At 53.3% G+C, this 11,858-nt stretch carries 10 protein-coding genes; 4 read left to right on the forward strand and 6 right to left on the reverse strand.

Annotated features, from left to right (window positions below; all coding sequences use genetic code 11):
• Positions 1–89: 89 nt before the first annotated feature.
• Entirely contained in the window at positions 90–1,064 is a 975-nt protein-coding gene (locus tag ACAW75_RS08475; protein ID WP_370728261.1) for a glycosyltransferase family 2 protein, read from the reverse strand.
• 24 nt (positions 1,065–1,088) lie between these two features.
• Positions 1,089–1,286, reverse strand: coding sequence for a hypothetical protein (locus ACAW75_RS08480; protein WP_370728262.1), 198 nt, complete (start codon positions 1,284–1,286; stop codon positions 1,089–1,091).
• Between the two features lie 117 nt (positions 1,287–1,403).
• Between ACAW75_RS08480 and ACAW75_RS08485 the strand changes: the two genes are divergently transcribed.
• Positions 1,404–2,318 carry a polysaccharide deacetylase family protein gene (locus ACAW75_RS08485; RefSeq protein WP_370728263.1) on the forward strand — a complete coding sequence of 305 codons (915 nt, stop codon included), beginning with the start codon at positions 1,404–1,406 and terminating at the stop codon, positions 2,316–2,318.
• Positions 2,319–2,401: 83 nt separating this feature from the next.
• Here ACAW75_RS08485 and ACAW75_RS08490 read toward each other — a convergent pair whose 3' ends face one another.
• The gene (locus tag ACAW75_RS08490) at positions 2,402–3,172 is read right to left on the reverse strand and encodes a class I SAM-dependent methyltransferase (RefSeq protein WP_370728264.1); all 771 of its coding nucleotides are present in this window, start codon (positions 3,170–3,172) and stop codon (positions 2,402–2,404) included.
• A 168-nt stretch (positions 3,173–3,340) separates the two neighbouring features.
• On the opposite strand from ACAW75_RS08490, the gene ACAW75_RS08495 reads away from it, so the two are divergent.
• The 3 genes from ACAW75_RS08495 (at position 3,341) to rlmB (ending at position 7,975) form a co-directional block, all read left to right on the forward strand.
• Positions 3,341–5,239, forward strand: coding sequence for a YgiQ family radical SAM protein (locus ACAW75_RS08495; RefSeq protein ID WP_370728536.1), 1,899 nt, complete (start codon positions 3,341–3,343; stop codon positions 5,237–5,239).
• A 220-nt stretch (positions 5,240–5,459) separates the two neighbouring features.
• Entirely contained in the window at positions 5,460–6,836 is a 1,377-nt protein-coding gene (locus ACAW75_RS08500) for a GWxTD domain-containing protein (protein ID WP_370728265.1), read from the forward strand.
• Entirely contained in the window at positions 6,809–7,975 is a 1,167-nt protein-coding gene (rlmB, locus tag ACAW75_RS08505) for a 23S rRNA (guanosine(2251)-2'-O)-methyltransferase RlmB (protein ID WP_370728266.1), read from the forward strand. The genes ACAW75_RS08500 and rlmB overlap by 28 nt, the downstream gene beginning before the upstream one ends.
• A 31-nt stretch (positions 7,976–8,006) precedes the next feature.
• Here the strand turns inward: rlmB and ACAW75_RS08510 are convergent, their stop codons facing one another.
• The 3 genes from ACAW75_RS08510 to ACAW75_RS08520 all read right to left on the reverse strand — a co-directional run bounded on the left by ACAW75_RS08510 (position 8,007) and on the right by ACAW75_RS08520 (position 11,800).
• Positions 8,007–8,177: a nucleotidyltransferase domain-containing protein gene (locus ACAW75_RS08510; RefSeq protein ID WP_370728267.1), complete on the reverse strand. Its 171-nt coding sequence runs from the start codon at positions 8,175–8,177 to the stop codon at positions 8,007–8,009.
• A 94-nt stretch (positions 8,178–8,271) separates the two neighbouring features.
• Entirely contained in the window at positions 8,272–10,923 is a 2,652-nt protein-coding gene (gene clpB / locus ACAW75_RS08515) for an ATP-dependent chaperone ClpB (protein WP_370728268.1), read from the reverse strand.
• Between the two features lie 250 nt (positions 10,924–11,173).
• Positions 11,174–11,800: a hypothetical protein gene (locus ACAW75_RS08520; protein ID WP_370728269.1), complete on the reverse strand. Its 627-nt coding sequence runs from the start codon at positions 11,798–11,800 to the stop codon at positions 11,174–11,176.
• Between the last annotated feature and the right edge of the window lie 58 nt (positions 11,801–11,858).

Raw genomic sequence — 11,858 nt, forward strand, 5'->3', positions numbered from 1 at the left:
ACGCGCTCCCTACTTATCAGCGCCAGGGAGCTGGCTTGGGTCGTTTTATTCGGCTATCACTCTAGCGAAGCAATGCCTCGGCACAGGGTTCATAAGTACAGGGCCCGGTATTTTACCGCTCCGTATAACCGCCAGTAGACGGCCCAGAACGGCGTAGCTACGCTTAATACAAACGCACGACCAACCGACCGCCAGTTTAAAGGCTGACCAGCTATCTGTTCAACCAGCAGCAGGAGCGTGAGTAAACCCCAGCCAATGAGGCCCGCCGTCACCATTGTCCACTGGCCCATCAGCGCCGCCATCATCGTTACCAGTGCGGCGCTAACCGTCAGGTAATATCGGCGAACCAGTGATGAATATGTTGGAATTCGCTGGCGGAAAAGATCGGGATGTTTGCGGTAGAGCAGGGCATCGTAGCGATTTTTCCGTTCATCGCGCAGGGGAGCGTACCAGGGGGCCGGGCGCAGTGGATGCACGATCACAGCTTCGGGGCAGCGGGTAATGGGGGTTCCGATTCGGAGAAACTTGAATTGAAGCTCGCTGTCTTCCCGCCAGGCACTATCGAAATCTTCATCGAAACCACCCACCGCTTCGAGTGCCGACCGACGGCAACATAAGTTGGCCGTGATAAACTCAGCCCTTTCGAGTAAGGCCATTGTGCGGTCGTGCGCCGTTGGCTTGTTCGGCAGCGGCATGGTCAGTTGTCCGGTGAGTACGGTCTCCCCCTGCTCGAAACGGGCCAGGGCAGCCGATAACCAGTTCGGGTCGGGCAGGCAGTCGTCATCCGTAAAGGCGATCAGTGGACTCAGCGCTACCCGCCAGCCCCGGTTACGGGCAGCGGCAGGGCCGCGACGCTCGGGCTGCGCCAGATAGCGGATCGACAGACCCGTTTCCTGCATGGCTTTGCGCACGGTTAACGCCGTTAGGGGCTGGTCGCCATCGTCAACAACCAAAACTTCAAAATGGTCTGACGATATGGTCTGCCGCGCCAGTGCGTCGAGGCACTTACGCAGCAAATCAGGTCGCTGATAGGTAGGGATTATGACGGAGATTTGAGGAGTCATGGTATTCGTTGTCTGTTTCATATACTACTGAAACGCGCTGGCTTGTTCACTACCCAAGCTATCTAGCGGGTCGGGCGACAGAGACGGGTGCTCTTTATAAGCCAGCGCCGGGAGGCTCCTGGTGGTACTGACCGACACGAACGCGGTGGCCTGTATAAGCGTGGCAGAAGCTAAAAACGCCTTCAGGCTGTGCCTTAACCACTTCGATCTGGCACGTTTCATGCGACCGGTTAACCGGCCAGTAAGTCGGGCATGGCCGAACAACTATTTAAACTTCATAGATTATATATGCCCGATATAGTTTTCGCTAATTTTGGCTAAACGTATTCATTCCGATTCATGTACAGACCTCTTCTGACCACCGCCCTGCTAGCCTCGCTGGCGCTGGGGTGCAGCGTAAAAAGTAAAAATGTTGACGAGGGCGCCTCTGCTGCCACCACCGTACCCACCGAGACGGCCACCACCACGACATCAGCTACCACCGAAAACGAGTCGGCCAACGTACCTGCGCCGACGGTACCAGCCGGAAAAATCGCCGATGCGGCGACTATCTTGAGCCGTAAGCAGGTACCTATTCTGTGCTATCACCAGATTCGCGATTGGCGTGGCTCTGACTCGAAAAGTGCGAAAGATTACATCTGTCCAACGAGTGTCTTCACCCAGCAGATGCAGATGCTAGCCGACAGCGGATATACCGCTATCACCGCCGATCAGTTGTATGCGTACCTCACGACGGGGGCCGCCCTGCCTGAAAAGCCCGTGTTCCTGACATTCGACGATGGCGATCTGGATCAATACGAGAATGCCCTGCCTGTACTCGACAAGCACAAGTTCAAGGCTATGTTTGGCATCATGACAGTGGCGATTGGGCGGCGGGGTAAGCAACCGTATATGGACAAAACGCAGATCAAAGACCTGGCTGACCGGGGGCATGAAGTGAGCTGCCACACCTGGGATCACCATAATACCAAGAAATACACCGCCGCTGATTGGGTGACGCAGGCCGTAGAACCCAAGAAGAAACTGGAAGACATTACCGGCAAGCCCGTTAAGTATTTCGTGTACCCATTTGGCTTGTGGAACCACGAAGCCGCTGCTGAACTCCAGAAAATCGGTTATCTGGCTTCGTACCAATTATCGGAGAAAAAGCGGGACGGACAATACCCACTCCAGAGCATTCGCCGCATCATTGCCAGCGGCTACTGGTCGCCCAAAACCTTGCACAACGCCATGGTGGGAAGCTTTAAAGGGTAATTAAGCAGTAAGCGTCAGGAAACAAGAAGGCTTCGCTAACAACAACATCCGTTTGTTAGCGAAGCCTTCTTGTTTCCTGACGCTTACTGCTTGATTCCTACAAAAAAGAAGTCCAGGCTACCGGCGGGGTCCTGGCTGACCATGTAATCGGTATAGTTTATTTCAGCGGCGAGGCCATCCTGTTGCAGGAGCCGGTTGCGGTTTAGCCGATTCATCAGGTCGTAGGGAATCTGGAGCAGACGACGGGGGAGCCGATGTTGCAGATCGAGCAGGTCCCAGCGGGTTAGCTTTTCGACCGATGCCTTGTTCTGGGCGTAGTAGGTCATCACCTTTTCATTACCGTGAACACCCCGTGTTTCCACCGCTGGGAAATATTTGCGCATCAGACTTTTCAACTCGTCGGCTACGTATTCGCGCACATGCCAGGGATTGCGCGTCAGCGAAAACGTTTTGTTTACCGTTGTCAGCAGCAATTGCCCGCCCGGCTTCAGCACCCGGTAGCATTCTTTCACGAACAGGTCATCGTTTTCAATATGCTCAATCACCTGGAACGTCACGATGTAATCGAATGTATTGTCGGGAAGGCCAGTCAGTGGCGGAATATTCGCCTGGATAAATGTCGATTCAGGGTACGCTTTTCCGAGCGCGTTGATCAGCTCCGCGTTTTTGTCGATACCCGTATACCGGTCGGCCGCCTCGGTGAGCAGGTGCAGGCCACGCCCCCAGCCGCAGCCAATTTCGAGTACGTTGCCGCTCACGATCTTTGCCGCTTCCATGTAAGGAAACAGCAGCCGTTGATGAACGGGATTGTCCGACGCAATGTCGGCGGAGGTTATTTCCGTGGTCTTGTACATAATAAGGCAAAATTACGACGATTTAAGCCACAGAGTTACACGGAAGTGGCACGGAGTTGCACGGAGTTTTGTTACCCGTGCATCGTGAACAACTTCATCTGCATGTACCTCCCCGCTATCGGCGCATAGTGCGGGGGTCTGCAAACCATTACTTATCGAATGATCACAATCCGCGAACGGCCAATTACTCATTGGTTGCCCATTACAAAGAAAGAGGTTGAACAGCGTGGCTGGGACGAAGTAGACGTTATTCTGATCTCTGGCGATGCCTATGTCGATCATCCTTCGTTTGGCACAGCCGTTATTGGGCGAATCATTGAGAGTGAAGGGTTTAGAGTCGCCATCATTCCACAGCCGAACTGGCGCGACGACCTTCGGGATTTCAAAAAACTGGGTAAGCCCAAGTATTTTTTCGGCGTGACGGCTGGCTGTATGGATTCGATGGTGAACCATTATACAGCCAACAAACGGCTCCGTTCCAACGATAGTTACACCCCCGGTGGCGAAGCGGGTTTCCGGCCCGATTACGCCACCACGGTCTACACCAAAATACTGAAAGAAATTTATCCCGACGTACCCGTTCTCATCGGTGGTATCGAGGCGTCGCTCCGTCGGGTCACTCATTACGATTACTGGCAGGACCGGCTGATGCCGACGATCCTGGAAGATTCGGGCGCCGACCTGCTTGTGTACGGCATGGGTGAACAACCGTTACGCGAGATCCTGCGGCTGGTAAAAAGCGGCGTGCCCCTCAATCAGGTACGTGACGTGAACCAGATCGCGTACATGGACAACACGACCGACGTACCTGAACACGAAAGCTGGTCTACGGTTTCGTTGGCGAGCCACGAGGTTTGTTTGCAGGATAAGCTGAAATATGCCGCCAACTTCAAGATCGTTGAAGTAGAATCGAACAAGTGGCAGGCGAACCGGATTCTGCAAAAAGTAGGTAGCCGGACACTGGTGATCAATCCGCCGTTTAAAACGATGGACGAGGTTGAGATGGACAAATCATTCGATCTGCCTTACACGCGTCTCCCCCACCCCAAATACAAAAACCGGGGGCCTATTCCAGCCTACGACATGATCAAGTTCTCGGTGAACATGCACCGGGGTTGTTTCGGCGGTTGTAGCTTCTGCACCATTTCAGCGCATCAGGGCAAGTTCGTCGCGTCGCGTTCCGAGGAGTCGATCATGAAGGAGGTCGATGAGATTGCGAAACACCCTGAGTTTAAAGGCTACATTTCGGACCTGGGCGGTCCATCGGCCAACATGTACCGAATGAAGGGCAAAGACGAGTCGATCTGCGCGCGATGCCAGGCTCCGAGCTGCATCAACCCGGTGATCTGCTCGAACCTCGATACGTCGCACAAACCGCTCACGAGCATTTACCAGAAAGTAGACGCTCACCCCGACATCAAAAAAGCCTTCGTTGGCTCGGGGGTACGTTACGATCTGCTGGTCGACGACTTCAACAAGAACAACGCCGACGGCAACCACGACGAGTACATGGAGCAACTGGTTACGCGCCACGTATCGGGTCGGTTGAAGGTGGCCCCCGAACATACCTCCGATGCCACGTTGAAGGTGATGCGGAAACCGTCGTTCAAGTATTTCAGGAAATTCAAGGAGAAATACGACCAGATCCAGGACAAGCACAACCTGAACCAGCCCCTGATCCCGTATTTCATCAGTTCGCACCCGGGTTGCGAGGAGCAGGACATGGCCAATCTGGCGGCCGAAACGAAAGATCTGGGCTTCCGGCTCGAGCAGGTGCAGGACTTTACCCCTACGCCAATGACCGTGGCCGAGGTGATCTATTATACCGGCGTTCACCCGTATACGCTACAGCCTGTTCATACGGCCAAAACCAAGGAGGAAAAACAGAATCAGAATAATTACTTCTTCTGGTACAAAAACGAGTTCAGAGGCTGGATCAAAAATCGCCTCGCCAAGCTGAACCGCCCTGATCTGGCGAAAAAGCTCCTCGGCGATAACCGCGCTGAGCTTCCGGAGATGCCCGCGATTAAAAAGTCGAAGGGTAAATTCAGAAAGTTCAGGAATTAACAGGTCTGTTGGTTATGGATTTGGCCACTACTGGCGTGTTGCTGGTGCTGTCGATAGCTCGTTCATCGCAACACACCAGCAGGTCAAAACACCGGCTAACCAAACGAAACGGATTGAGTTATTCGTTTAGCTAGCAGGCACCTACAATTGTAGCTAGCTTTGCCTCGACCAGCTGGTTTTAACCAACAAGGCATGACCAACACTGACACAATCTTTTTTCATGCGTAGTTATCTTTTACTTCCGATTCTGGCGTTGCTAGCGGCCTGCGCTCCGCAGAAGCCGCAATTTCCCATGCCCGACCGGTCAGCTACGGCGCAACAACCGACTCGTACCCGACCCATCTCGTCAGATCCTACGCCCTCGCGGCCCAATACAAGTGCACGATCTGCCCCATCCACGGCTGTAGGCGCTGCGCCAACTAGTCCTGAGCAACCACGCAGTGAATGGGTGGTTACGGCCGTCAAAGGTAAATTTCTGGCTATCGATACCACCGCCGTACGGGTGTTTCTGAACATCTCGACAACGCAGCCGAATGGTCAACCCATGTCAGTTGACACATTTCGGGACCGTTTCATTGCCAACTATGTCATCTACCCTGACTACAACAACAGGGAGCGTTTGGGGTATGGCAACGTTCCGCTCACCGCCGAATCGGTAACGACAATAGGGAATCAGCTCATGCTTACTTTTACGCTGAACCGGCCAAAAGGGGCAACGAATGCTATTCTATTGACTGAACTATCGGAGACAGGCACAGGCAAAAAAGCACTCAACGATTTACCACTCCGGTTCAAGCCAACCAAACTATCCGATCAGTTTGCTCTTTTCGACGCCACTGGCCGCCAGCCTCAACTGCGTAACTTTACGCGAGCGCAGGACACGATCATGATTCGTGACGTTATGGGCACCCGGAGAAACCTGTATGTATACCGCTACAAACATGAGTTTGATCCTGCCCTGCCCCCTATGACGTCGACCCAACGGCCTGCACCGAGGACACTGGCTATCGACACGACCATGATGGTGTCGACCAATGAACCTATCCGGCTACCTGGCGAAGGGCTCTATTATTTTGTGGCTGATACAAGTGATCAGTTTGGTATTGGTGTGATGGCCACTGACATGCGGTTTCCGAAGATGACCCGCCCCGAGCGGTTGGTGAAACCCTTGTTGTACATGAGTACGGGCACAGAAATCGCTGAACTGAACAATACGAAGGAGGCGAAAAAATCACTTGACCGCTACTGGCTCTCGTTAATGGCGGGTAACGAAGAGGTGGCTAAGCAGGCTATTCGCGCCTATTATAACCGTGTGGAAGAAGCCAACCAACTGTTTACGACCTATAAAGAAGGCTGGAAAACAGATAAAGGCATGATCTACATTATTCTGGGTTCGCCCGACCGGGTTCAGCGGAGCCGCGACCGGGAGGTGTGGGTCTACAACCGCCGGAATAACCTGTCGGAAGTGAATTTTACCTTTAATAGAAAGCAAAATCAATTTGTCGAGGACCATTATGAGCTGGTTCGTTACACCGAATATCAGCCCATCTGGTACCCAATAGTAGAAGCATGGAGAACCGGCGCAATTCGCGAGTAAACAGAGACACCAATCGTTCTGACGAATCATTCGATGATGACCGTCCCCGCGATTTTACCCGGCCAGACGAGCCAGAACGATCGTCATCGCCTGTAGGCCGTTCTGCGCGCCCCACCTTCGACAGGAACGTACCTGACCGGAACCCAGCCACTCGTTCCACCGAGCGCCCGTCGGGACGGTCTTTTGATCGTCGCCGGGAAGAAGGCCGTGGCCCATTCAGACAACCAGCTCGTGAAGCGTCTGACGATCATCTGACAGAAGAACAACCAACGGCCCGTCCGGAGCGTCCGGCTCCATCAGCCCCGCGTTCGTCTGACGCCCGGCCGTCAGGTTCGCGCCCGCCCCGATCTGGCGGTTACGACAAACCGCGTTCTGAGTTTCGGCAACATTCATCCCGCCCAGAATCGGAGGAGATGGTGTATGGCATCCAGTCGGTCATAGAAACGCTACGGTCCGGGCAGCAGATTGATAAGCTGTACATGGAGAAGGAACTGAGCAACCCGGATATTCAGTCACTTGCTTTTCAGAATCGGGTGACCATTCAGCGCGTACCGACCGAAAAGCTGGACCGCCTGACCCGTAAAAATCACCAGGGGGTTGTTTGTCTCGTAGCTGCGGTACAATACGTGAAGCTGTCGAACGTGATGGCCGACGTATATGAGCGCGGTGAAGTGCCTTTCCTCCTCCTGCTCGACCGGATTACCGACGTGCGTAATTTCGGCGCCATTGCCCGTACGGCCGAGTGCGCGGGTGTGCAATGCATCGTTATCCCCGGAAAGGGATCAGCTGCCATCAACTCCGATGCCATGAAAACCTCGTCGGGCGCGCTAAACCATATTTCGGTTTGCCGCGAATTCGATCTGGCCGATACGGTCAGTTACCTGCAAAAATCAGGCGTTCAGGTAGTGGCCTGCACCGAGAAATCGCACCGCGACCTGTTTGCTCAGACAACTGATTTGAAAGGTCCGCTGGCCATTGTCATGGGGTCGGAAGATGACGGTATCTCTCCTGAAATTCTGCGGGCGGTTGACAATCACGTAAAAATTCCCCTCTTGGGCGAAGTGGGTTCACTAAACGTATCGGTAGCTACGGGTGTGGTGCTGTACGAGGTCGTTCGGCAACGCGCATTGGAAGAATAGGCAACGTACCTGGAAAGCGATAAGCTGATACTTAAGAAGCGCGACTGTTATAAGACGCATCGTGGTCTAGCTCAATCAGTACGTCAACGTCACTTAGCTCTGTAGCCTCCCCCCTTGCTACCGAGCCAAACACATAAGCGCGCCGTACAGGCTGTCCAGTAAAAAATTGCCGGAGCATTTCGGTAAGTTTACTTAGCATCATCTGTTTAGCTGCGACTTGTACCGGATATCGCGTATTAGTTGTTTATAAACAAAAAAGGGCGGACCTGATGGCCCGCCCTTTTTTGTTTATTGGCTTAGTCTAACACGGGTACCACCTTATCCAGGTTATAGAAGATGATATCCTCCTGCCCGTTTTCGTCTTCGTTCAACATCATGCCAACGATCGCATTTTTCTGGATACGGCCCGACAGAATTTCTTTCGAAAGCGCATTCAGGATCCGGCGCTGCATTACCCGTTTTAGCGGGCGGGCCCCAAAGACGGGGTCGTAGCCTTCGCGGGCGATGAAGTCAAGCACTTCGTTGTCGGCTTCGAGCACCATTCCCTGCTCGGCCAGGCGATGCTGAATTTGCCGGAACTGGATATCCATGATCTTGCGGATCTCGCGTTTCGTCAGCGGCTGGAACATCACCAGTTCATCGATCCGGTTCAGGAATTCAGGGCGAACAGTCTGTTTCAATAGCTCGAACACTTCCTCCTTCGTCTGGTCGATCACCGCCTCCCGATTGGCGGTGTCGATGTCACTGAACCGCTCCCGGATGATTTGCGAACCGATGTTCGAGGTCATGATGATGATCGTGTTCTTGAAGTTGGCTACACGGCCTTTGTTATCGGTCAGGCGGCCATCGTCGAGCACTTGCAGCAGGATGTTGAACACATCCGGGTGCGCCTTTTCGATCTCGTCGAGCAGGATAACGCTGTAGGGTTTCCGACGAACGGCCTCGGTCAACTGCCCACCTTCATCGTAACCAACGTACCCAGGAGGGGCACCAATCAGCCGGCTTACGGCATGGCGCTCCTGGTATTCGCTCATGTCGATGCGGACCAGCGCATTTTCGTCGTTGAACAGGAAATCGGCCAGGGCCCGGGCCAGCTCGGTCTTACCAACGCCGGTGGTGCCCAGGAAGATGAATGAACCAATGGGCCGTTTAGGGTCCTGCATACCAGCGCGGCTGCGGCGAACGGCATCGGCCACAACTTCAATGGCTTCTTCCTGACCGGCTACGCGCTTGCCAAGTTCGGCTTCGAGGAACAGCAGTTTGTCGCGCTCCGACTGCACCATACGGCTCATCGGAATGCCCGTCCATTTGGCCACTACCTCAGCAATGTCTTCGGCATTTACCTCTTCCTGCATCATCCGGTCTGACCCATCTGCGTTCGCCGCCGATTGCGTGGCAGCGTTTAGTTTGGCTTCCAGTTCAGGGATCCGACCATAGCGAATTTCGGCCACTTTACCATAGTCGCCAGCGCGTTCGGCCTGCTCGGCTTCAAACCGGAGCTGATCGAGCTGTTCCTTGGCATTACGGCTTTCGTTGACTGATTCTTTCTCCGTTTCCCACTTAGCTCTCAGTTCATTCCGTTCGTCGCTAAGGTCGGCAATCTGCTTGTTCAGCACTGTTTCCTTGTCCCGGTCGTTCTCCCGGCGGATGGCTTCGCGTTCAATCTCCAGCTGCATGATCCGGCGATTCAGTTCGTCGAGTTCTTCGGGAACAGAGTCCATTTCCAGGCGAAGTTTGGCCGCCGCTTCATCCATCAGATCAATGGCTTTATCGGGCAGGAAACGATCGCTGATGTACCGGTTCGACAATTCAACGGCGGCAATCACAGCATCGTCTTTAATACGTACCCCGTGGTGGAGCTCGTATTTGTCTTTGATACCCCGCAGAATCGAGATGGCATCAGCTACATCCGGCTCATCAACGATAACGGCCTGAAAACGACGTTCGAGCGCTTTGTCCTTCTCGATGTATTTCTGGTATTCTTTGAGCGTAGTGGCGCCGATAGCGTGCAGTTCACCGCGGGCCAGGGCTGGTTTTAGCAGGTTGGCCGCGTCCATCGCGCCTTCGCCACCGCCGCCTGCGCCCACGAGCGTATGAATCTCATCAATGAACAGGATGATCTCCCCTTCCGAGTCGGTCACTTCCTTAATCACCGATTTAAGGCGTTCTTCAAACTCGCCTTTGTATTTGGCACCGGCCACCAGCAAACCCATATCGAGCGATACGATGATCTTCGATTTCAGGTTCTCAGGTACGTCACCCTGCACAATTCGCTGGGCCAGTCCTTCCACAATGGCAGTCTTACCTACGCCCGGCTCACCCAGCAGGATCGGGTTGTTTTTGGTACGGCGGCTCAGAATCTGAAGCACCCGCCGAATTTCTTCATCACGACCAATCACGGGGTCGATCTTTCCCGCACTGGCTCGCTCGTTGAGATTAATACTATATCGCTCGAGCGATTGGTAGGTTGCTTCTGCGTTTTGGTTTTTCACAGGATTATTTTTACCCCGAAGGGCCTTAATAGCGTCTTTTAGCGATTTCTCAGAGAAGCCAACGTCTTTTAACAACGTGGCCACGGCGTCTTTCCCGCCGACAAGCCCCAGCAACATCAGCTCAACGCTGACGTAATCATCGCCAAATTCTTTCAGGAAAGTTGTAGCGCGTTGCAGAGCGGAGTTGAGATCAGAACCAAGGTAGATACCTTGCTCGGTACTACCACTCACAACTACTTTCGGGTAACCAGTTACAATAGCGTTCAGTGCCAGATTCAACCGGCTAATGTCGGTACCAACGTTTTTGGCCAGGTAACCGACTGTGTTTGGGTCTTCATCCAGAATAGCTTTCAGCACATGACCCGTTTCTACGGCCTGTTGCTGATTGCCCTGCGCAATCTGGGCCGCCTGCTGCACGACCTCCTGCGCTTTTATGGTGTAATTTTTAAAGTCCATGGTTTAGTAGGATGCTGTTACGTACTACTAAACAAATCTTGAGCCGCGCTGTTTTCTCCGCCAAAATGGCTGAAAATTGTGAATTCCGGCTAAATTTCAGCCATTTTGGCAATTATAACGTACCTGGTTGCGCAAAAAAACGCCGCTCCGCGATTAAGCAGAGCGGCGTTTTTTATTGGTTATCAGCCCAATGAAGCTTAGGGATTTCGGTCTGAAAGCGCGGCGGCAGAACACCCTCAGGTGTAGTTTATCACCCGCCAACCAACATCTTTCCAGTCAGTTCCTGTTCAATGGTAATGTAACCGGGGTAGTTCACGGCTTTGTTGAACATATCGATCGTTGGTTTGATCTTGATGGTCACTTTCGTTGGCGTGCTGCCCTGCTCACCACTCAGGTTGCGGAACACGTTCGTAAACGCATCGCGGGTGGCAGGGTCGGTCAGCAGCTCATAAGCGTTCGTTTTCAGGTGTACGGGCACAATAGTTTTACCACCCGCCGACGGCACTTCGATCCGCTGGTTAATAAACCCATTGGCCAGCTCTTTGCCCGCCAGCAACACCTTGTATTCCAGCTGATTCAAGGCAGCCAGCTTCGTCGTAGGGTTCGTAATCTCGAGGTTGATCTTGGCGCCAAACGGAATATTCCTCGTCAATAGACCTGCAGCCAATCGCGGATATTTTATCGGATTGAAATCCTCCAGCTTGCGGATATTCCGAAATTCGCGAACATCGTAGCCAGCCACCAACATACTATCGGCCGAAATGATGTTGTATTTGCAGTCGCCCAGCGCTTTGGCTTCGCCGATCTGGCGGCCAACACCGCACTGGTAAAAAATTGCTGGCAGAGCCAGGAGCACAAAAAGCACGATTTTCTTCATAATTAAATCCGTGTCAACGGTAACAGATGCTGTATTGATTAGAGTGAAAAGTGTCGTT

It is taken from the genome of Fibrella arboris (assembly GCF_041321095.1).
In the GTDB taxonomy this organism is placed as follows: domain Bacteria; phylum Bacteroidota; class Bacteroidia; order Cytophagales; family Spirosomataceae; genus Fibrella; species Fibrella arboris.

Bases quoted from the DNA above. Each gene is read 5' to 3' on its own strand.
- ACAW75_RS08510 (WP_370728267.1), bottom strand. From the start codon at position 8,177: ATGATGCTAAGTAAACTTACCGAAATGCTCCGGCAATTTTTTACTGGA.
- ACAW75_RS08485 (WP_370728263.1), top strand. From the start codon at position 1,404: ATGTACAGACCTCTTCTGACCACCGCCCTGCTAGCCTCGCTGGCGCTG.
- ACAW75_RS08480 (WP_370728262.1), bottom strand. From the start codon at position 1,286: ATGAAACGTGCCAGATCGAAGTGGTTAAGGCACAGCCTGAAGGCGTTT.
- ACAW75_RS08490 (WP_370728264.1), bottom strand. From the start codon at position 3,172: ATGTACAAGACCACGGAAATAACCTCCGCCGACATTGCGTCGGACAAT.
- ACAW75_RS08520 (WP_370728269.1), bottom strand. From the start codon at position 11,800: ATGAAGAAAATCGTGCTTTTTGTGCTCCTGGCTCTGCCAGCAATTTTT.
- ACAW75_RS08475 (WP_370728261.1), bottom strand. From the start codon at position 1,064: ATGACTCCTCAAATCTCCGTCATAATCCCTACCTATCAGCGACCTGAT.
- rlmB (WP_370728266.1), top strand. From the start codon at position 6,809: ATGGAGAACCGGCGCAATTCGCGAGTAAACAGAGACACCAATCGTTCT.
- clpB (WP_370728268.1), bottom strand. From the start codon at position 10,923: ATGGACTTTAAAAATTACACCATAAAAGCGCAGGAGGTCGTGCAGCAG.
- ACAW75_RS08500 (WP_370728265.1), top strand. From the start codon at position 5,460: ATGCGTAGTTATCTTTTACTTCCGATTCTGGCGTTGCTAGCGGCCTGC.